This window comes from Bacteroides sp. CAG:189 (assembly GCF_000432295.1).
Lineage (GTDB): Bacteria > Bacteroidota > Bacteroidia > Bacteroidales > Bacteroidaceae > Bacteroides > Bacteroides salyersiae.
In genome coordinates, this window is sequence record NZ_HF991101.1 from 38,747 (window position 1) to 59,417 (window position 20,671).

Consider the following 20,671-nt stretch of genomic DNA (forward strand, 5'->3'; position numbering starts at 1 on the left):
TGGCTCCCCCAGCCGGTATCTCATTGGAGCGGACAGATAAAGAACATGACGGAATTCCTGCCATCACATTCAACACACAGGAAGGATTGCCGCAGGAAGGATATAAGTTATCCGTAACCCCTGCCAATATCACTATTACGGCTTCACAACCCAACGGTTTTTTCTATGCTTTGCAAACACTTTATCAACTTCTCCCCCCGGAGGTTTACGGTAAAGTACGTAACAAACGCGCCAACTGGTCTGTACCAGCCGTCGAAATAGAAGATGCTCCCCGTTTCTCTTACCGTGGAATGATGCTCGATCCATGCCGGAATTTCGCTTCGATAGATTATGTATACAAGTTTATCGACATGCTTGCCATGCACAAGATGAACATTTTCCACTGGCACCTGACGGATGATCAAGGATGGAGAATTGAAATTAAAAAGTTCCCCAAACTAATGGAAATCGGTTCTAAACGAAAAGAAACTTTGGTAGATTACTATTATACCAACTATCCTCAAATCTTTGACGGGAAAGAAGTCGGAGGATATTATACTCAGGAACAGATAAAAGAGGTAGTGGCTTATGCAGCCAGCAAATACATTACGGTCATCCCGGAAATCGAAATGCCGGGCCATGCCATCGCTGCCATAGCCTCTTATCCGGAGCTTTCGTGCACGCCCGATACGACTTATGACGTAACGGGTACGTGGGGAGTATTCGATCAAGTGTATTGCCCCAAAGAAGAAACTTTTGCCTTTTTGGAGGGAGTGCTGGATGAAGTCATAGAACTCTTCCCAAGTGCATATATCCACATAGGAGGCGACGAATGTCCCAAGACATCCTGGAAGAATTGCACACACTGCCAAGAACTTATAAAGAAATTAGGATTAAAAGACGATACGACTCCGAATTCCATTGACGGAAAACTACACAGTAAGGAGGACAAGCTGCAAAGCTATTTCGTTACCCGCATGGAGAAATACCTGAACGGTAAAGGGCGCAACATCATCGGTTGGGACGAAATCCTGGAAGGAGGTTTGGCCCCCAACGCTACCGTCATGTCATGGAGAGGTGTGGCAGGCGGAATGAACGCTGCCAAGTTGGGACACAATGCTATCATGACTCCAAGTCCGTATATGTATGTGGATTACTATCAGGAAGATCCGGAAACAGCACCGGTCACTATCGGCGGATATGTCACCCTTAAAATGACCTATACCTACAATCCGGTAGAAGATAATGCTGATGAACTGGTAAAGAAACACATCATCGGCGTACAGGGAAATGCATGGGCGGAGTACATGCAGACCGATGACCGTCGCGACTATCAGATATTTCCCAAAGCCATTGCCATTGCCGAAACCGGTTGGACACAAAATCAAAATAAAGGCTGGGAAAGTTTCTGCCGACGTATGGCCGGAGAGTTCGAAAGACTGGATATCATGAATGTCAAAGCATGCCGTAATTTCTTTGATGTAAACATTAATACCCACGTAGAAAACGATACGCTAAATGTAGTATTAGAATGCTATTATCCGGATGCGGAAATTCATTATACGACCGATGGAAGCGAACCGACACTTCAATCTACCCTCTATACCGCACCTTTCCCGCTACAAGGAAATATCGATTTGAAAGCAACTGCTTTCAAAAACGGTAAAATGTTAGGGAAAGTTCGCCACAAGCCTCTCTACGGCAACCTCATCAGTGGGAAAAGCTTCACCGTGACACCTGGTACTGGATGGATAGCCGGAGATACTTTTGGAGAAAACGATCTGTTCGGAGCTGATAAAACAACTTTCGGACTGACTAACGGTAAACGTGGAAACAATGCCTCTTACACTCCGTGGACCAGTTTCGCCATGAACGATCAGCGTACAGAAGTCATATTCACAGTACAACTGGACAAACCGGTACAGATTAGTAAAGTCGTATTCGGTTCGCTGTTCAACCCGGCTTACCGTATCCTGCCTGCCGGCAGTGCAAAAGTAGAAGTCTCCGATGATGGAAAACAGTACCGCGAAGTAGCAACTGCTTCATTTACAAGGCAACTGCCCGAAAAGGGAAGGAAAGCATACACCGATTCTCTCTCTTTTTCCCCTACCGAAGCCGGTTATGTAAAAGTGACCATCCGCAATGGAGGTACCCTGCGCAACGGAATCGATTTCAAAACCGATTCTCCGAAAAAGCTTCTGCAGGCCGACCTCTACATTGATGAGATAGAAATCTATTAAAAAAAGAGATTAAAACGGATTATAAAATTCACAAAAACGGGCTGTGCAACTTTTCATCGCACAGCCCGTTTCTTTTAAATCCTATTTTCTATTTCTTTCATTAAATAAGTCCCTTTTCCGACAAATAACGTTCAGCCTCAATAGCAGCTTTACAACCGCTTCCGGCAGCCGTTATCGCCTGACGATAATGCGGATCGGCCACATCTCCGGCGGCAAAAACACCCGGTATCTTCGTACAAGGCTTGTCGGGTGTCGTTATGATATATCCCACTTCATCCGTATCCAGATAAGGTTTAAAGATATCAGAATTCGGTTTATGTCCGATGGCCAGGAAGAAACCATCGACAGGCAATGTGTAACGTTCCTCATCCGGTTCTCCCCAACGTTTCACAAGGCTCATACCTTCTACACCGTTTTCACCGAAGAGTCCTGTCACATTATGTTCAAACAGCACCTCGATCTTCTCATGATTCCGCACACGTTCCTGCATAATTTTCGACGCACGCAGATAGGGTTTACGAACCACCAAATATACCTTTGAGGCTAATCCGGCCAGATAAATCGCCTCTTCACAAGCCGTATCACCACCGCCGACAACAGCAACCACTTTCTTCCGGTAGAAGAAACCGTCACAAGTGGCACAAGCGCTCACACCCATTCCGGCGTATTTCTTTTCGTCGTCCAATCCCAAGTATTTGGCCGTAGCTCCGGTTGCAATAATCAATGTTTCCGTTTCGATTTCCTTGTCGCCGTCAATTGTAATCTTATAAGGAGCCTTACTCAAATCAGAGGCAGTGGCAATACCAAAACGGATATCCGCACCGAAACGCCCTGCCTGTGCACGTAAATCTTCCATCAATTGCGGCCCGCTGATCCCTTCGGGGTATCCGGGAAAGTTTTCCACGTCTGTGGTTGTAGTCAACTGCCCGCCGGGCTGAAGTCCTTCATAAAGCACAGGAGACAAATTAGCACGTCCTGCATATATCGCCGCCGTATATCCGGCGGGGCCCGAACCTACAATCAGGCATTTCACTTTTTCTATTTCCATCGTTCTATTTGTTATTTTACAATTTACTATTCAAGGTTGAAAAACTACTGTTTATCTCAAATCTATGACTTCGGCAGTAGGGTATTGTTTCTTATCGAACACAAACACAGAGTCAGCCAGCTTTAATCCTGTCTGATACCGGGTGATTGTTATCTCGCTCCGGCTGCCGTCTCTCTGTTCTACAGCAATAAAAACAGGTTCGTAAGTATCTTTCGTCACATAAAGCACAATGCGCGATAAATCCTGTTTCTTATTCGTTGCAGTAAGAACAACCTCGCTGACGGGCGTTCCTCTAAACTTCTTTTCGACTCCCAGTTTATAATCAAAGCCTTTCTTATAAAGATAAAGCAACGCGTAAGGATTCATACCCTGCAATTCTTCTTCCGTAGGAGTACTGATGTTCACCTCATCATTTTGCGTTAAATAGCTCCATTGGGTTTCCCCGTCAAACCAAGAAATTGTTTCAGATGTTTTCAATAAAAACTTCTCCCCCTTCAGTTTTATGTTCCCGACGGCTTTACCTAACAAGCCTCCCTTATTAAAAGCCTCTACAGTAAAATCGGCTTGTACACCGCCGGCCTTCTCAAAAGCAGCAGCCGTCTTATCCAGCATGAGTTTTGCCTGCGCTTGTTTTTGGGCAAACACAGGCAAAGTCAGTAAAGCTATCAAAATGCTAAAAATGTACTTTTCCATTTGTTGTATTAACGCTTACTTATTGTAAATTGTTCAATCTCATTTCCAGGTCGTTTTCATCGATGCACAACACATCGCGCGCCTTGCTTCCCTGAGTAGGGCCTACGATTCCTGCTTTCTCCAATTGGTCCATAATACGGCCGGCACGGTTATAACCGATAGAGAACTTACGTTGTATCAACGAAGTAGAACCTTGTTGATGAATAACAATCAGACGGGCGGCATCTTCAAACAACGGATCGAGACGTCCCATATCCACATCACCCAGATCACTGCCCCCATCTTCACTGACATACTCGGGCAGGAAGAAAGCAGTGGGATAACCTTGCTGCTTCGCTATAAACTTCGTTATCTCTTCTACCTCCGGTGTATCGATAAACGCACATTGCACACGAACCGGATCGGCACCTTGCAGGAACAACATATCTCCCCGGCCTATCAGTTGGTTGGCTCCCGGACGGTCGAGAATGGTACGCGAGTCCATCATAGCCGATACACGGAAAGCGACACGTGCCGGGAAGTTCGCTTTAATCGTACCTGTTATAATATTCGTCGTCGGACGCTGGGTAGCGATAATCATATGGATACCTACCGCACGGGCCAACTGGGCAATACGGGCAATAGGCAATTCAATCTCCTTGCCGGCAGTCATGATCAAGTCACCGAACTCATCGATCACCACGACGATATAAGGCATAAACTTGTGCCCCTTTTCCGGATTCAAACGACGATTGACAAACTTCTCGTTATATTCCTTTATATTGCGCACATGTGCCATTTTCAACAAGTCATAGCGGGTGTCCATCTCCACACAGACAGAGTTTAAAGTCTGCACAACCTTGGTTACATCTGTTATAATGGCATCTCCACCATCAGGCAATTTGGCAAGGAAATGGTGTTCTATCACCGAATAAATACTGAATTCCACTTTCTTCGGATCGACCAGAACAAATTTCAGTTCGGCAGGATGTTTCTTATAAAGCAGCGAAGTAATGATCGCGTTCAGACCGACAGATTTACCCTGTCCGGTAGCACCGGCCACAAGTACGTGGGGCATTTTGCAGAGGTCGACCATAAACACTTCATTTGTAATCGTTTTACCAAATGCAATCGGCAAATCATACGTCGATTCCTGGAATTTCTTACTGCCGATAATACTTTGTCCCGAAACGATTTTCGGATTGGAGTTCGGAACTTCGATACCGATCGTTCCCTTCCCCGGAATCGGAGCAATAATACGGATCCCCAATGCAGAAAGGCTGAGAGCAATATCATCCTCCAGTCCGCGTATTTTGGAGATACGCACCCCTTGTTCGGGAGTAATTTCATAAAGCGTCACTGTGGGTCCTACCGTTGCCTTGATCGTGCTGATCTCAATACCAAAGCTACGCAATGTATTGATAATCTTATCCTTGTTTGCATTTTGCTCTTCCATATTGATGGTAGGTTCATTATTTTCATAATGCCTCATCAAGTCAATGGTAGGAAAACGGTAATTCTCAAGATCGAGTTTCGGATTATAAGGCTCCGTCTCCTTGCCACGGTAGTTTTCATCATCATCTTCAGCAACCTCTATTTCAAAGTCCGGTTCTTTATCTGCCTGTTTATCCACCGCAGGCAACGGATCGGGAGTTGTAGGTTCGAATGTCATCGTCACTTCCTCTCCTGCCGGCAGTTCATGCTCCGTATTCGCCGGAACAACAAATTCCGGTTCCCGCACATCCGGTTCCTGTACCTCCGGCTCTTTCACCTTTGTCTCTTTCGAAGCAGGTACCTGCTGGAAAGTCCTGTCCATAGAGAATTCCACTTCATGAGGTTTTGGATTGACAAATTCCGGTTTCGGCTGTTGATCGGCAAAAGCCGGTTTATCTTCTTCTGTCTCTTCCTTTTTAGTACGCTTAAGGAAACTAAGAGTAAAGAGTTTACGCAACCATATCACCGTACGTGCACTGACATAAATCAAGAAACAGATGGCTGTCACGAGCAGTATCAGCCACACTCCCGGCTGTCCGACTTGAGAAGTCAACCAATTGGCGACATTATATCCATGCCGGCCTCCCAGATAGATAAATGAATCCTGATAAGTATCCATAAAGGCGAAACCGAAAAATACGGAAAACCAAACAAGCAATAACGAACAACCGATAAACCATTTCCACAACCGGACAATTCGCACACGCATCAGCTTCAAACCGGCCACCGCCAGAAAAACAAGGATAAAAAACGACGATATACCGAAACAGTCGTTAATCAGATAGCTGGCCAGTTGAGCCCCGCGTGAACCGGCATAGTTTTTCACATGATTATTCACCGTCGATAAATCATGCGGATTTCCACTGTCAATAATGCTCTGGTCGGCTGCCCCTGTAAAGAAGAAGGAAGAGAATGCCAACAATAAATATACAGAGAATATCACCAGTACCAACCCGATGACAAAATGAATCGTCTCGTTCTTAAAAAATGCTGTAAACTTATTAGTAGAAGGTACTTTAGATTCCGTATCTTTCTCTTTATCTGATTTCTTTTTTGCCATGAGTATTCTTTTACCTTTATATTATATTAGAGATGCAAAAGTAGTAAAAAAACAATTTTCTTCCTAACTGTTACCTTTAAAGTTATTGCCTATTCCCAATTATCCTCCGGCCATACAGGATACAAGAAGCCCGCCTTCTGCCATATGACGCTGTGTATCTTTAAGCAGCTTTAGATTGTTTTATTACTAATCCCCGTTCTCTTTCAATCCTTTTTCTTACCTTTGCGTTTCAAATTAAGCAGATATGAAGAAAGAGAGTCAGACTATATTCGATAAAAATGTAATAGAATTCGTTACGGTAGCCGCAGAATTCTGTGCTTTTCTGGAACGTGCCGAGGGCATGAAACGTAAGGCTTTTGTCGATACAACCCTAAAAATACTTCCATTGCTTTATCTCAAGGCATCCATGCTCCCTAAGTGCGAAACAATAGGTGATGAAGCACCGGAAACTTATGTGACGGAAGAGATGTACGAAGTTTTACGTATAAACCTGTCGGACATCCTGGCTGAGAAAGACGACTATCTCGAAGTTTTCCTACCGGAGATGGCATACAGCGACCAACCGATCAAGAAAAACATTTCGGAAGATCTTGCCGACATTTATCAGGATATCCGTGATTTTATTTTCGTATTTCAACTCGGTCTGAATGAAACGATGAACGATTCTCTTGCCATCTGCCAAGAAAACTTCGGAATGTTATGGGGGCAAAAGTTGGTAAATACCCTTCGTGCACTCCATGATGTGAAGTATAATCAGGAGCCGGATGAAGAAGAGGAGACTGAAGAAGAAGATGAGTATGAATCAGACAATGACCATTGCCATTGTGATGACGAAGACTGTCATTGCGAAGAGGGCGATTGCCACTGCCACGACCATGGCTGTCATTGCCACGACGATGAATAAGAAAAGAAAATGGTTATAAAAAGAACAATAAGCAAAGAAGAGATAAAGGAACTGCCGAAAGCTGTCTTTGAGGGACCGATATATGTGATCCAAAGCGAAAAGGAGGCCGACAAGGCAGTAGCGTATCTGCAGGCGCAACAGATATTGGGTATTGACAGCGAAACCCGCCCGTCATTCACCAAAGGGCAGTCTCATAAGGTAGCGTTACTGCAAATCTCGTCAGACGAATGCTGTTTCCTGTTTCGTTTAAACATGACAGGACTCACACAATCGTTAATAGGACTATTGGAAAACCCGGAAATAATAAAAGTGGGATTATCACTTCGTGACGATTTCATGATGTTGCATAAACGTGCACCGTTCAATCAGCAGGGTTGCATAGAACTACAGGATTTCGTACGTCCTTTCGGCATTCAGGACAAAAGTCTGCAAAAGATATACGGCATTCTGTTCAAAGAAAAGATTTCCAAGTCACAACGCCTATCCAACTGGGAAGCAGATGTACTGACGGATGCTCAGAAACAGTATGCGGCAACAGACGCATGGGCTTGCCTGAACATCTATAACCGGTTGCAGGAGCTAAAACGTACCGGCAACTTTGAAATAGAAGAAGCCACCGTAACCGCCGAAGACGAATCGCAGGCAAAATAGCCTTTCTTCCCTTTTCATAAATCATCATCATTCATAAATCATAATTCACAATGTATAAAGTATACTTAAAACCCGGCAAAGAAGAATCATTAAAACGTTTTCACCCCTGGATTTTCTCCGGTGCTATCGCCCGTTTTGACGGAGAACCGGAAGAAGGTGAAGTTGTGGAAGTATACACCTCTAAAAAAGAATTTATAGCCGAAGGACATTTCCAGATAGGAAGTATCGCGGTGCGCGTGCTCTCTTTCAAACAGGAGCCAATCGATTCCGACTTCTGGAAGCGTAAATTAGCAATAGCCTATGACATGCGCAAGAGTATCGGAATCGCCACCAATCCCACCAACGACACCTATCGTCTGGTGCATGGCGAAGGAGATAATCTGCCCGGCCTGGTAATCGATATATACGCCAAGACAGCCGTCATGCAAGCCCATTCTGCCGGTATGCACGTCGACCGGATGGCCATTGCCGAAGCTTTGTCGGAAGTGATGGGCGACAAAATAGAAAATATTTATTATAAATCAGAAACAACCCTGCCCTTCAAAGCCGATCTTTTCCCGGAAAACGGTTTTCTGAAAGGCGGAAGCACCGATAATATCGCCCGCGAATACGGTTTGCAGTTTCATGTAGACTGGTTGAAAGGACAGAAAACAGGCTTTTTTGTAGACCAACGTGAGAACCGGGCTCTATTGGAACGTTATGCCAAAGACCGTTCGGTACTGAATATGTTCTGCTATACCGGAGGATTCTCGTTTTATGCAATGCGCGGCGGTGCCAAGCTTGTCCATTCCGTAGACAGCTCGTCCAAAGCAATTGATCTGACAAACAAAAACGTCGAACTGAACTTCCCCGGTGACCCACGTCATGAAGCATATGCAGAAGATGCCTTTAAGTACCTTGACCGGATGGGTGACCAATACGACCTGATCGTTCTTGATCCGCCCGCTTTTGCAAAACATAAAGACGCGCTACGCAATGCCTTGCAAGGTTATCGTAAATTGAATGCCAAAGCTTTTGAAAAAATCAAACCGGGTGGCATACTGTTTACTTTTTCCTGTTCACAGGTAGTAACCAAAGATAATTTCCGTACTGCCGTGTTTACCGCAGCTGCCATGTCGGGACGTAGCGTACGTATTTTGCATCAGTTGACGCAGCCGGCAGATCATCCTGTCAATATTTACCATCCGGAAGGAGAATACCTGAAAGGATTGGTTCTATATGTGGAGTAAGGCCCAATAACAGAATAAAGGAATTACCAAAGTTAATTAAGGTTAACAAATCGCAGATTTATAGCAAAACATTATGTTCTAAAACATAAAACCATTTATCTTTGCACTGTGTTTTTCATGGTATTAGATTTAAGGTTAATAAAGATTGGCTGTCTGGGATAGATAGCCTTCTTTTTTTTATATACCTGTCCCATCCCTATTTTCCTCTTGAAACAGGCTCTTTTCTCCACACTTTTGGTGCGCAATCAACGAAAAACATTATATTTGCAGCTATATTGAATAGTAACGAGCTACAAACGAAGTCGCATTGTACAGTAATACCACCTGACTAAAATTGCAGCTTATTACCCGTAACTAAATGAAAACAATATGAGCATCAAGTATCGATTGATTATTATGAACTTCCTGCAGTTCTTTGTGTGGGGATCGTGGTTAATTTCGTTAGGTGGCTATATGGGCGGTGTTCTGCACTTTGAAGGTGGACAAATAGGTGCCATCTTTGCTACAATGGGGATCGCTTCACTTATCATGCCGGGCCTGACAGGTATTATCGCCGACAAGTGGGTAAATGCCGAAAGACTGTACGGTATTCTTCACCTTTTGGGCGCAGCCTGTCTTTTCTATGCTTCCACAGCCACTGATTACGACCATATGTATTGGGCAATGTTACTCAACCTGTTGGTATATATGCCAACCTTGTCATTGGCCAACACCGTTTCATACAATGCTCTTGAACAATATAAATGTGATATCGTCAAAGATTTCCCTCCCATTCGTGTATGGGGAACTATCGGTTTCATTTGCGCCATGTGGGCGGTAGACTTGACAGGATTCAAATCCTCCTGTGCGCAACTTTATGTAGGCGGTGCGGCAGCACTCATTCTGGGTTTCTATTCTTTTACGCTTCCCGCCTGTCCGCCTGCCAAAAGCGAAAACAAAAATATGCTTTCCGCTTTCGGACTCGATGCACTGGTATTATTCAAACGCAAGAAAATGGCTATTTTCTTCTTTTTCTCCATGCTGTTAGGGGCTGCTTTGCAAATCACAAACAGTTACGGAGATCTTTTTTTAGGCAGTTTTGCTTCCATACCCGAATTTGCCGATTCATTCGGGGTGAAGCATTCCGTCATCCTGCTTTCTATCTCACAAATGAGTGAAACCCTGTTTATTCTTGCCATACCCTTCTTTTTGAGACACTTCGGAATCAAACGGGTGATGCTTATCAGCATGTTCGCGTGGGTATTCCGCTTCGGCCTTTTCGGACTCGGCGACCCGGGATCCGGATTATGGATGCTGATACTTTCAATGATCGTTTATGGGATGGCATTTGATTTCTTCAACATTTCGGGTTCTCTGTTTGTTGAATTAGAAGCCAAACCGGAAATCAGAGCCAGTGCCCAAGGACTATTCTTTATGATGACCAACGGATTGGGAGCCATCATCGGAGGATATGCCAGCGGTGCGGTAGTAGATGCTTTCTCGGTTTATTCGGATGGAATGTTAATCAGCCGCGAATGGCCGGATATCTGGTTTATTTTTGCGGGTTATGCATTAGTCATCGGAATTTTGTTTGCACTGGTTTTCAGATACAAGCATCAACCCGAAGAATTAAGTAAAAAATAACAATGGATAAAAAGATAGAATTACAAGTATTAAACATCTCCAACAGCCAGGCACAGGTAGGTGCCTATGCCTTGGTGTTAGGAGAAGTGGACGGGGAACGGCAACTGCCTATCATCATAGGTCCTGCCGAAGCGCAAGCCACTGCCTTATGTCTGAAAGGTGTAAAGGCACCACGCCCGTTAACGCACGATTTATTCTACACTTGCCTGAACATTCTGGGAACAAAAATGCTCAGAGTTCTTATTTACAAAGCAAAGGAAGGTGTTTTCTACTCGTACATTTATCTGCAAAAAGAGGAAGAGATTATCCGTATCGATTGCCGTACTTCGGATGCCATCGCACTGGCTGTGCGTTCCGACTGTCCGATCTATATTTATGAATCCATCCTCGATAGAGAGTGTATCCGTTTGGATGATGACGATGAACGTCCCGCAGAGAATCCGGATAAAGAAAATGAAACCAGTGACTCTACCAATATAAATTCATTGGAAAACGCATTAGAACAGGCTATCAAAGACGAAAATTATGAGTTGGCAGCCCGCTTGCGTGATGAGATAAACCGAAAAAAATAAAACCAGAATATGCACGTTTTTTATACCCCTGATATACTGACCAAACCGGAACTTCCAGAAGAAGAAGCACAGCACTGCACGCGTGTATTGCGTCTCGGTATAGGTGACGAAATTACCCTTACGGATGGTAAAGGTAACTTCTACCGTGCAGAAATCACTGCGGCGACTAATAAGCGTTGTTTAGTAAAACTGATTGAAACCATTCCGCAAGCACCTCTATGGTCGGGACATTTGCACATTGCCATGGCGCCGACCAAGAATATGGACCGCAATGAATGGTTTGCCGAAAAAGCAACAGAGATCGGTTTCGATGAACTGACATTTCTTAATTGCCGCTTCTCTGAACGGAAAGTCATCAAAACGGAACGTATCGAGAAAATACTCGTATCTGCCATGAAGCAATCACTAAAGGCACGTTTGCCTAAATTGAACGAGATGGTGGAATTTGACAAATTCATAGCCCAAGATTATCCGGGACAAAAGTTCATAGCACACTGCTATGAAGGTGAAAAGCCCCTTTTAAAGGATATACTGGAACCGGGGAAGGACGCTTTAGTACTAATCGGCCCGGAAGGAGACTTCAGTGAAGAGGAAGTCAAAAAAGCGATCGGGAAAGGTTTCCGCCCTATTAGCTTAGGTAAATCGCGGCTACGAACAGAAACGGCGGCACTGGTGGCAACAATGGTAATAAATAGCGATTAGCGAGCTGCGCTATCACTCCGCATGGCACTTATCACTAATCACTATTACTGAATACTTTTCACTTAAAAAACAAATAATTATGGTAAAGAAGATGATTTCCCGACTTTTAGTATCAGCAATGCTGATTGTATTCATTGCCGCATGTTCTCAGAAATCGGAATACACAAGTGCCATTCCGGCAGATGCCTCAGCTGTAGCGTCTATCAACCTAAAGTCTCTCGCTGACAAATCGGGCCTGAAAGACAAAGAAAACGAAGCAGCTAAACAAAAAATGATAGAAGCCTTGAAAAGCGGAACTACGGCGGCCACTTTCCAACAATTGGAGAAAGTATTGAACAATCCGAAAGAGTCGGGAATAGATGTGGACGCACCCGTTTACGTCTTCACCTCTCCTTCTTTCCCATACGCATCCTTAGTTACCAAAATACTCGACATCGATAAATTGCGTACTTCGCTGGATGTCATGGTAAAAGAGCAGATTTGTCAACCTGTGGAAGATACTGACGGATATAGCTATGCCGTAGTGGCCAACCAAAACATATTCGCTTTCAACGAAACAACCGCAATGCTCGTGCAAGTAAACCGGAAATCGCAAATGGAAAATGCACAGAAAGCCATTGGTGAACTGATGAAACAGACTCCCGAAAAGAGTATCGCAGGCAACGCCGGTTTCCAGAAAATGCAGAAACAAAAAGGAGATGTCAACTTCCTGGCATCACTGGCCGCACTGCCACAAGCATATGCCCGCCAATTGAACATAGGACTGACAAGTATCAAGGTAGATCCCAAAGATATCATGGCCCTCGGCAACCTTAATTTTGAAAAAGGAAAAATAGCTCTGCAATTTGAATATTATACAGAAAACGAGGAAGCCAAAGCAATGCTGAAAAAGCAAGAAAAGGCAACTACAAAGCTAAACACAACTTTCCTTAAATATTTCCCGGCCTCAACGATTGCATTTATGAACATAGGGGCCAACGGGGAAGAACTATACAATTTATTGCAAGAAAACGAAGAATTCCGTAATACGGTATCCATTTCCAAAGCGGAAGAAGTAAAGGCATTGTTCGCCTCCTTCAACGGTGATATCTCTGCCGGACTGATCAATATAACCATGGGAAAAGACCCGGCTTTCGTAGCATATGCGGATGTGAAAAACGGGAATGCACTGAAAGCACTTTATGACAACAAGAAAGCATTGAATCTGAAAAGAGGAGAAGACATCGTGCTACTGAGTGATAATGAATATGTGTACAAATCAAGAGCCATGAACATTTTCTTCGGATTCAAAGATAACCAGATGTACGCCACCAATGACGAATTACTATACAAAAATATCGGCAAAGCGGCTGATAAGTCGATAAAAGATACCAGTTATGCATCGGACATGAAAGGTAAGAACTTCTTCTTTGTCATCAATATGGACGCCATTCTCGAACTGCCGATAGTGAAAATGATGACAGGCTTCGGAGGAGAAGAATACCAGACTTATTATAATCTTGCTTCACAAGTCAGCTATCTGGAAGTGAGCAATGTAAGTGACGGTGTAAGTGAAGTAGATCTTATTCTAAAAAACAAAGATACCAATTCGTTGAAACAAATCGTAGACTTCGTCAAGAAGTTTACCGGCATGTAATATTGAAGATATGAAAAGTATCCACCTGCGGCAGACACTTCCACAAGTGTTTGCCGACCGTAATTCTATCACATCGGATATCTGGCATAAAAATGTCGTATTCAGCAAGGGCGAGATGTATCTGATAGAAGCAGCATCCGGAACCGGAAAATCATCGTTATGCAGTTATATTTACGGTTACCGGAACGACTACCAGGGGATCATTAATTTCGATGAAACAAATATCAAAGCATATTCAGTGGAGCAATGGGTCAACCTCCGAAAACACTCGCTGAGTATGCTTTTTCAGGATTTACGCCTGTTTACCGAACTGACGGCACTCGAAAACATCCAGTTGAAGAACAACCTGACCGGCTACAAGAAAAAAAAGGAGATCCTTGCACTTTTCGAAACAATGGGTATTGCAGACAAAGTTCATATAAAGGCCGGCAAGTTATCTTTCGGACAACAACAACGGGTGGCCTTTATCCGGGCGCTCTGCCAGCCTTTCGACTTTATCTTTCTGGACGAGCCAATCAGTCATTTGGACGATTGTAATGGAAAGATCATGAGCAACCTGCTTCTGGAAGAAGCAGGAAGACAAGAAGCCGGAATCATCGTTACTTCCATCGGGAAACACATCGAATTACCCTATAATCATGTTTTACGCCTGTAATACAACCCAATTATGACACTCATCTGGAAGCTTCTTCGCCAACATATCAGCATCGGTCAACTTGCCGGTTTCTTTTTTGCCAACCTCTTTGGCATGATGATCGTATTACTCAGTATACAGTTTTATAAAGATATCATCCCGATGTTTACTGAAGGAGACAGCTTTATGAAAAAAGATTATATCATCGTCAGTAAAAGAATCAGTACGTTAGGATCTTTCGCCGGCAAAAGCAATACCTTCTCTCCGCAAGAAATAAAAGAACTGAAGGAACAGCCTTTCACCGAAGAGATAGGTATCTTTACCCCTTCACAGTTTAAGGTATCGGCAGGTCTTGGCATGCAGGAAGCCGGTATCCGCCTTTCCACAGATATGTTTTTTGAAGCAGTGCCCGATGAATTTGTCGATGTAAAACTCGACAAATGGCATTTTGACGAAGAAACGCGCAGCATACCTATTATTATCCCGCGCAATTATTTAAATCTGTATAACTTCGGTTTTGCCCAAAGTCGAAGTCTCCCCAAGCTTTCGGAAGGTGTAATGAGCCTGGTGCAGATGGATATCACTCTACGTGGTAACGGACAGACAGAGCAATACAAAGGCAACATTGTCGGTTTTTCCAATCGGTTAAATACGATATTAGTTCCGGAGTCCTTTATGGCATGGGCCAATAATAACTTTGCACCGGAAAAAGAAGCACAACCGGCACGTCTTATTGTTGAAGTCGGTAACCCTGCAGATGCTTCTATCGCCAAATACTTCCAACAAAAAGGTTATGAAACGGAAGACGGAAAACTGGATGCCGGAAAAACCACTTACTTTTTGCGCCTAATCGTAGGCATTGTGCTCGGTGTCGGTTTATTCATCAGTATTCTTTCCTTTTATATCCTGATGCTAAGCATCTTCCTTCTTCTTCAAAAAAATACGACTAAGTTGGAAAACCTGCTACTGATAGGATATAGCCCTGCACGCGTAGCACGCCCTTATCAAGTCTTAACTTTAGGGCTGAACACCATTGTACTGGCCATCTCTCTCTGTTTGGTCGCCTGGATACGACATTCCTATACCGGTGCACTCTATCTATTGTTTCCACAACTGGAAATCGGATCGCTTTGGCCGGCCGTCAGCGTAGGCGTCTTCCTGTTTATCATTGTATCTGTCATCAATATTCTGGCAATCAGAAGAAAGATACTATCGATCTGGATGCATAAATCCTGATGTCTCCCGAGTATGGGTGATCCCCGAGTATGGATAATATTCCATCTCCATTGAGGATATGAATAGATAAGTTACTAACAATAGGATATAAACATCTTTTCCTTAGGAGAAAAACATCTTCGTATCCTATTCTAATCTATAACCGCAACTTTTGGTTTTACATCCAAAAGTTTTAGTTATACAATTACAAGTTTTAGTTTTATAACCAGAACTTTCGGTTATAGATTTTCTCTAACCTTAAACAACTTTATTACCGAAGGAAAGGTACTTCATAAAGGAAGAAATAGGATTTACAAATATATGTTCTACAAGGGTAGATCCCCACAGCTTCATCACACTACTCTGTATACTGATTAATGGTTGTTACATATCGGCAAACTTTTCCATTTCTATCCACACCTTCAATAACGACATCTTCCGGAGAGGTGCTGTCCGGAGTATATGAGTTGCTTGTAACAGACAGCAGAAAGTACAATGCCCTCAGGACGGACAGGAGGGAGATCAAAGCGCTTGATGACATGATCGGATGAGGTGAGAATGGCATGATAAGATTCCCCAGCTACCGGAGTCAAAGTAAATGATCCCATTCCGTCGTGCTCAGAGCAGATATGCATAAGAGTATCTCCACGCGCATTCAACACGTATCCGGCTGCTTCCCTCGACAGTCCGTCCGCTCCCAGGATTTTGAATGCTATGTTCTGAAGCAGAACAGGCGACAACGGGCCTCCCTCCGGGAAAAAAGCAGCATCAAAATCATTGGAAAACACCGGTAGATAAAAAGTCCTCCGATAGATATACTCAGGACTGTCGAATTTCACTTCAATCCTTCTCCGTCCCGGCTCTTTAATCCGGCTGAGCAATATATATATTCGTCCGTAATCGTCGGTTTTCTCTCTTCCGCGCTTTTGTGAAGTATCGATATTTCACCGGTATATTACTTAACGCCTTGCTTCCGCTACGGGTAAAAAAGAAACGATACTGTCCGGGGTGCTTTGTGCCGGAAGTGTCCGAGAATAGACCAACCATAATTGAATAGAAAAGACAACAACCAAATACCGGCTCGCTTTAACAGAAATATATTTTTTCATCGTAACTTATCTTTCTTTGATCTACTTTTTTTCTTCATTAGCTTACTAAGCTTCGTTCTTTTGTTCGCTTTATAAACTCTTTTATATCTTGGATCGTTGTCATTTAGAATGAAACGATCTCCGGTAAACTCTATTATTTCATAAACAGACAAAATATTCTTACCGGACAATGTCACCCAGTAACGTCCGCGTTTCATATTACCAACTTTCTCATGTTCAAAAACAGAAGGAACAGAATCAGAAAGATAATAAGGATAAGTCCCCCAATAGCTACATTCGTATTCATTAGGATAATGAGTGGCATAGAATGGATTGTTGCTCCGTCCATAAGCCAAAATAGAAACCGAATCTTTATCAAAATGATAATAGATTAGAAAATTAGTATTTACTTGCCATATCCAATCCCGACGAGTCAAGGCTTTCAAAGTCAGTTCTCTTTGTGTTTGGGCATGCAAACTTAGGCTGCAAAAACACAGTGTACAGACAGCCATTAAAAAGATAAATATTTTAATACTTTTCATCAAGGGTTTATTTTAAGTTGTTCCCGTACCTTCTTTTTCATTTTACTTATAAACCTCTTTTTCTCTGCTGTATAGACAACGGGATGCCCTCCCCCGATACTTCTATGCAAAGAGTCCAAACAAAGCCTTATTACAAGAGAATCGGATGTTAATTTCATTATTTCAAAGACATCCGTGTCCCGTCTTCCTCTTTCCACAATATATTTTCCATTCTTCACCATCCCGACACTATCCTCTTGATAGGAGCGTACAATTGTATCAGAAAGATAATAATCACGGCATCCACTTAACTCTTCCTGCTTAGAAAAGAAAGTACTACATTGCTCTCTTTGATCATATTGCTCATACACAAGACTACCTATCCTGAAAGCTTCTTTATATACCCAATACTTATTTTGCAATAAATCCATTGTTGTAGGAGCAGGTTTCTGAGCACACAAAAGTGTCCCTATCCACAAATTTCCAACTAACAACAGTAAAGCTTTATAATTCATTTTGTTCTATTTTTGAAAATATTAATTTCATCAAAGATAGCCCTGAAAGATTCTTTCAAGCAATCATCTTCAAGGGCTATCACTTTAAGATCAGTTTTTAATAATTTATCATTTTCTATCTACCATTTTTTTCAACTCTTTCTTTTTAATTGCCCTATAGAATGTTTCATTTTTTGAGTAATTATCTCTTAGGACAAGACTATCCTGATCAATTTTTACTATCTCAAGAACAGATGACATAATAATTCCTCTTGTAGGTAACACCAAATAGTGCCCTCGTTTCGTATTATTAACTTTATCATATTCAAAAACGGTAGGAATAGAGTCTGAAAGATGATAAGGATGAGACTCGGAGTGAATACTATTATATTTATTTGGAATATGAGTATTAAACCTCCAACTCCAACTGCTACGACTATACATTGTTGCAGTAACAGTCTTTTTATCAAAATGCATATAAATAAACATGTTATCAGAACATTGCCATATCCAATCCCGATGAGTCAAACTTCTGATAGTTGTTTTTCCTGTTTCTTGGGCATCTAAATTTAGACTACAAAAACACAGTGTACAAACAGCCATCAAAAAGATAAATATTTTAAAATCCTTCATCAAAAATTTATTTTAAATTAGATATACTAAAATAATAATCGCCTAAGAAAAAAGACTCTGGAGCTTCTCTCCAATGTCCGACTTCAGGATCCATATAGATGAGATCGCCATTCGTATGATATCCTATCACTAATACATTATGTGCAGAATTAGCCATTTCTGAAGGGATATCCACCATAACAACATCACCTCTATCAATGGAACTCTTAAAATCGGAAAAAGGATTCAACTCGAAGTTCTCTCCTACAAAATCTGCCAATAAGGATAATTCTACACCTCCTGTTTCAGTATTAAAATAAGTATCAATAGTAATATCAAATCTCCCTTTGGAATTTGCCAAATTTATATATTCTTGAATAAGCTGTCCTTCTTTCTTTATATTAATGTGATCTCCAAAAATTCTATAAATTAATTCCATTACAGCAACAACACATCCATTAGGCAACTGTTTCTCCATCGTTGCCGGCAATTTTCCAACCACAATTTTATCTCCAACTTTAGATTCAAAATCTTTTCCTTTTGCAGGTGGAGTAAGTGGAGGAGGATTATACCCTCCGGAACCGCCATCATGAGGTTCATTTATATATCCGTCATTATCATGATTATAGCCATCCTCGTTATTATTAGGATAGTTATCGTCAGGGTGCTCTACCCAGCCACCACCAGGAGGATAATCCCCCCAATCCGGTTTAGGATCAGGTGTCACAATTATATCCGGGAATGTTCCTCCATCATAGAGCGGATCATCTTCCATTCCAGCACGCGTAGCAGGTGGAGTATAGAGTTGAGGAGTTACCTCGTACCGTGCAGGTATTGATCGGAAAACCAATCTGTCAGCATCCGGAAAATCATCCCACCGTTTTTTACGTATTTTGCTTACCACTTTTCCTCTTTCATATTTCCATCCGTTTACAAATTTACCATTTAAATCATGGAATAATAATAGTCATCAAAAATCCTGTTTCTGTATTCGTTTTATAGTTTTTCATATATACAAAACGAGTATATGAACGACGATATTTCCATTCTTTTGTCTGTTGATAGAAATCCCAATTCTCTTTCGTCACAAAATCCTAACATACACGATCCGTTAAATCTACATCTACAACTAATAAAGAATCATTCCGGTTTATAGCGTAAAATTCCCAACTGGGACTATCTGATAGAACCGGAATAGGATTCACATCAAGATTATCACTACGGGTTTCCATTCCGTGAGCAATCTGTTGCTGGTTATACCAGTTTCTCGCAATATCAAGATCTGACTTTATATCGATATCCCTTGATTTATTTGTCAAGATATCGTAGTCCTCCGTACATGCACACAATAGTAGTATGATTAAAGATACTCCTTTTAAAATTTTTAAATGATTCATGTTTTTATTTTTAATTAATTATATATTAAAGTTACAATCTCCTGATTACATCACAAAACACCTCCTTTCTTTGCCTGTTTCAAATAATTGCTCACTCTCTTCTTTATAAAATTAGTCTTGGCCGAAACTATTTTAACAGGCATATTAATGATATTCTGTGCAGTCTCCAGAGCCAAATCATCTCTTCCAGTGGCCACATATATCCGAAAAAGTTCATATAAGGGAAGTAAACGGCAAGGAATCATATTAGAAGCTGTTTTAAAATACCCTTCTGCACAATGCATATTTTCCATTTCTAAATAATTATATCCTTGAAGTAACTGTACATCATAATCATTCATCTTTTTACTGCATTTCAACAGGATATCATTACTTTTTCTGTATTCTCCTGCTTGGTGTAACACAACACCATAATTATATAAGAAAGCAGATTGTTGTCCCAGAAAAGAATTTTGATACAACTCTTCATAACCACACATATTTTTTACATCGCAAGGATTTTCACTCTTCAATAAGTCAGTCCATTTTATGTCATAAAATCCTTGATAAAATGTATTTATTAAAAGAATAGTTGAGAGAAAAAAGACAATCCATCGATGTACTTTTACTTTTACTATTCTTCTATTATCTGATATGAGCGGATGAAGTATCAGTATAAAAAAAGAAGATATAAATACTACCCTTACAATCTCATATTCAAACGAATACGAGAAAAAAGAACATATTGCTATCGCGACAAGACTCCAAAATGCACTTTTTTGTTCCCGGGTACTATGCCCATAATAGCTGTTAATAGAATAGACTATAATACCAATAATCGGAATAAAACCAATTATACCTCTTTCCGCCACAACCTCTAAGTATTCATCCTAAAATCCGCAAGCAATCTCAATGGCAATC

At 41.9% G+C, this 20,671-nt stretch carries 20 protein-coding genes and 2 pseudogenes; 10 read left to right on the top strand and 12 right to left on the bottom strand.

Annotation, left to right across the window (positions count from 1 at the left end; translation table 11 throughout):
• On the top strand, positions 1-2,219 hold a 2,219-nt coding region (locus tag QVP90_RS14070; protein ID WP_288204585.1), incomplete at its 5' end, for a family 20 glycosylhydrolase.
• 100 nt (positions 2,220-2,319) lie between these two features.
• Here QVP90_RS14070 and trxB read toward each other — a convergent pair.
• The 4 genes and pseudogenes from trxB to QVP90_RS19970 form a co-directional block, all read right to left on the bottom strand.
• Positions 2,320-3,267 (bottom strand): thioredoxin-disulfide reductase, encoded by a 948-nt coding sequence (gene trxB, locus QVP90_RS14075; protein WP_005925056.1) that lies wholly within the window; start codon positions 3,265-3,267, stop codon positions 2,320-2,322.
• Positions 3,268-3,318: 51 nt separating this feature from the next.
• The gene (locus QVP90_RS14080; RefSeq protein ID WP_021936804.1) at positions 3,319-3,960 is read right to left on the bottom strand and encodes a LolA-like putative outer membrane lipoprotein chaperone; all 642 of its coding nucleotides are present in this window, start codon (positions 3,958-3,960) and stop codon (positions 3,319-3,321) included.
• A 19-nt stretch (positions 3,961-3,979) separates the two neighbouring features.
• Positions 3,980-5,623 (bottom strand): annotated as a pseudogene (locus tag QVP90_RS14085) (DNA translocase FtsK); the annotation flags it as partial.
• A 119-nt stretch (positions 5,624-5,742) separates the two neighbouring features.
• Positions 5,743-6,493: pseudogene (locus tag QVP90_RS19970) on the bottom strand (DNA translocase FtsK 4TM domain-containing protein); the annotation flags it as partial.
• Positions 6,494-6,737: 244 nt separating this feature from the next.
• Here QVP90_RS19970 and QVP90_RS14090 point away from each other — a divergent pair.
• The 9 genes from QVP90_RS14090 (at position 6,738) to QVP90_RS14130 (ending at position 15,680) form a co-directional block, all read left to right on the top strand.
• A complete protein-coding gene (locus tag QVP90_RS14090) occupies positions 6,738-7,397 on the top strand; it encodes a DUF5063 domain-containing protein (protein ID WP_021936805.1) in 660 nt (219 codons plus the stop codon).
• Between the two features lie 9 nt (positions 7,398-7,406).
• Positions 7,407-8,048: a 3'-5' exonuclease gene (locus QVP90_RS14095; RefSeq protein WP_005925065.1), complete on the top strand. Its 642-nt coding sequence runs from the start codon at positions 7,407-7,409 to the stop codon at positions 8,046-8,048.
• Positions 8,049-8,098: 50 nt separating this feature from the next.
• Positions 8,099-9,277, top strand: a complete 1,179-nt coding sequence (locus QVP90_RS14100; protein WP_021936806.1) for a class I SAM-dependent rRNA methyltransferase — start codon at positions 8,099-8,101, stop codon at positions 9,275-9,277.
• Between the two features lie 369 nt (positions 9,278-9,646).
• Positions 9,647-10,900: a nucleoside permease gene (locus QVP90_RS14105; RefSeq protein WP_021936807.1), complete on the top strand. Its 1,254-nt coding sequence runs from the start codon at positions 9,647-9,649 to the stop codon at positions 10,898-10,900.
• Between the two features lie 2 nt (positions 10,901-10,902).
• Positions 10,903-11,472, top strand: coding sequence for a bifunctional nuclease family protein (locus QVP90_RS14110; RefSeq protein WP_005925073.1), 570 nt, complete (start codon positions 10,903-10,905; stop codon positions 11,470-11,472).
• 9 nt (positions 11,473-11,481) lie between these two features.
• The gene (locus tag QVP90_RS14115) at positions 11,482-12,174 is read left to right on the top strand and encodes a 16S rRNA (uracil(1498)-N(3))-methyltransferase (RefSeq protein ID WP_007478518.1); all 693 of its coding nucleotides are present in this window, start codon (positions 11,482-11,484) and stop codon (positions 12,172-12,174) included.
• A gap of 79 nt (positions 12,175-12,253) precedes the next feature.
• The gene (locus QVP90_RS14120; RefSeq protein WP_021936808.1) at positions 12,254-13,810 is read left to right on the top strand and encodes a DUF4836 family protein; all 1,557 of its coding nucleotides are present in this window, start codon (positions 12,254-12,256) and stop codon (positions 13,808-13,810) included.
• A gap of 10 nt (positions 13,811-13,820) precedes the next feature.
• Positions 13,821-14,465 (top strand): ATP-binding cassette domain-containing protein, encoded by a 645-nt coding sequence (locus QVP90_RS14125; RefSeq protein ID WP_005925081.1) that lies wholly within the window; start codon positions 13,821-13,823, stop codon positions 14,463-14,465.
• A 9-nt stretch (positions 14,466-14,474) separates the two neighbouring features.
• Positions 14,475-15,680 carry a hypothetical protein gene (locus tag QVP90_RS14130; RefSeq protein WP_085930770.1) on the top strand — a complete coding sequence of 402 codons (1,206 nt, stop codon included), beginning with the start codon at positions 14,475-14,477 and terminating at the stop codon, positions 15,678-15,680.
• Positions 15,681-16,081: 401 nt separating this feature from the next.
• Here QVP90_RS14130 and QVP90_RS14135 read toward each other — a convergent pair whose 3' ends face one another.
• The 8 genes from QVP90_RS14135 to QVP90_RS14170 form a co-directional block, all read right to left on the bottom strand.
• Positions 16,082-16,498, bottom strand: coding sequence for a hypothetical protein (locus QVP90_RS14135; protein WP_147398872.1), 417 nt, complete (start codon positions 16,496-16,498; stop codon positions 16,082-16,084).
• A 120-nt stretch (positions 16,499-16,618) separates the two neighbouring features.
• Positions 16,619-16,768, bottom strand: a complete 150-nt coding sequence (locus tag QVP90_RS14140; protein WP_153881779.1) for a hypothetical protein — start codon at positions 16,766-16,768, stop codon at positions 16,619-16,621.
• On the bottom strand, positions 16,765-17,289 hold the full coding sequence (locus QVP90_RS14145; protein ID WP_005925086.1) for a hypothetical protein: 525 nt from the start codon (positions 17,287-17,289) through the stop codon (positions 16,765-16,767). The genes QVP90_RS14140 and QVP90_RS14145 overlap by 4 nt, the downstream gene beginning before the upstream one ends.
• Entirely contained in the window at positions 17,289-17,783 is a 495-nt protein-coding gene (locus tag QVP90_RS14150; protein ID WP_005925089.1) for a hypothetical protein, read from the bottom strand. The genes QVP90_RS14145 and QVP90_RS14150 overlap by 1 nt, the downstream gene beginning before the upstream one ends.
• A 108-nt stretch (positions 17,784-17,891) precedes the next feature.
• Positions 17,892-18,395, bottom strand: coding sequence for a hypothetical protein (locus tag QVP90_RS14155; protein WP_007478522.1), 504 nt, complete (start codon positions 18,393-18,395; stop codon positions 17,892-17,894).
• A 7-nt stretch (positions 18,396-18,402) separates the two neighbouring features.
• Positions 18,403-19,149, bottom strand: a complete 747-nt coding sequence (locus QVP90_RS14160; protein WP_244266401.1) for a C39 family peptidase — start codon at positions 19,147-19,149, stop codon at positions 18,403-18,405.
• 319 nt (positions 19,150-19,468) lie between these two features.
• Positions 19,469-19,771 carry a hypothetical protein gene (locus QVP90_RS14165; protein ID WP_021936809.1) on the bottom strand — a complete coding sequence of 101 codons (303 nt, stop codon included), beginning with the start codon at positions 19,769-19,771 and terminating at the stop codon, positions 19,469-19,471.
• Between the two features lie 50 nt (positions 19,772-19,821).
• Positions 19,822-20,622: a hypothetical protein gene (locus QVP90_RS14170; protein ID WP_288204595.1), complete on the bottom strand. Its 801-nt coding sequence runs from the start codon at positions 20,620-20,622 to the stop codon at positions 19,822-19,824.
• Between the last annotated feature and the right edge of the window lie 49 nt (positions 20,623-20,671).

Coding starts and splice junctions, on each gene's coding strand:
- QVP90_RS14095 (WP_005925065.1), top strand. CDS start 7,407: ATGGTTATAAAAAGAACAATAAGCAAAGAAGAGATAAAGGAACTGCCG.
- QVP90_RS14145 (WP_005925086.1), bottom strand. CDS start 17,289: ATGAAAAGTATTAAAATATTTATCTTTTTAATGGCTGTCTGTACACTG.
- QVP90_RS14150 (WP_005925089.1), bottom strand. CDS start 17,783: ATGAATTATAAAGCTTTACTGTTGTTAGTTGGAAATTTGTGGATAGGG.
- QVP90_RS14105 (WP_021936807.1), top strand. CDS start 9,647: ATGAGCATCAAGTATCGATTGATTATTATGAACTTCCTGCAGTTCTTT.
- QVP90_RS14090 (WP_021936805.1), top strand. CDS start 6,738: ATGAAGAAAGAGAGTCAGACTATATTCGATAAAAATGTAATAGAATTC.
- QVP90_RS14100 (WP_021936806.1), top strand. CDS start 8,099: ATGTATAAAGTATACTTAAAACCCGGCAAAGAAGAATCATTAAAACGT.
- QVP90_RS14165 (WP_021936809.1), bottom strand. CDS start 19,771: ATGAATCATTTAAAAATTTTAAAAGGAGTATCTTTAATCATACTACTA.
- QVP90_RS14120 (WP_021936808.1), top strand. CDS start 12,254: ATGGTAAAGAAGATGATTTCCCGACTTTTAGTATCAGCAATGCTGATT.
- QVP90_RS14080 (WP_021936804.1), bottom strand. CDS start 3,960: ATGGAAAAGTACATTTTTAGCATTTTGATAGCTTTACTGACTTTGCCT.
- trxB (WP_005925056.1), bottom strand. CDS start 3,267: ATGGAAATAGAAAAAGTGAAATGCCTGATTGTAGGTTCGGGCCCCGCC.
- QVP90_RS14110 (WP_005925073.1), top strand. CDS start 10,903: ATGGATAAAAAGATAGAATTACAAGTATTAAACATCTCCAACAGCCAG.
- QVP90_RS14115 (WP_007478518.1), top strand. CDS start 11,482: ATGCACGTTTTTTATACCCCTGATATACTGACCAAACCGGAACTTCCA.
- QVP90_RS14160 (WP_244266401.1), bottom strand. CDS start 19,149: ATGGAAGATGATCCGCTCTATGATGGAGGAACATTCCCGGATATAATT.
- QVP90_RS14155 (WP_007478522.1), bottom strand. CDS start 18,395: ATGAAGGATTTTAAAATATTTATCTTTTTGATGGCTGTTTGTACACTG.
- QVP90_RS14140 (WP_153881779.1), bottom strand. CDS start 16,768: ATGAAAAAATATATTTCTGTTAAAGCGAGCCGGTATTTGGTTGTTGTC.
- QVP90_RS14125 (WP_005925081.1), top strand. CDS start 13,821: ATGAAAAGTATCCACCTGCGGCAGACACTTCCACAAGTGTTTGCCGAC.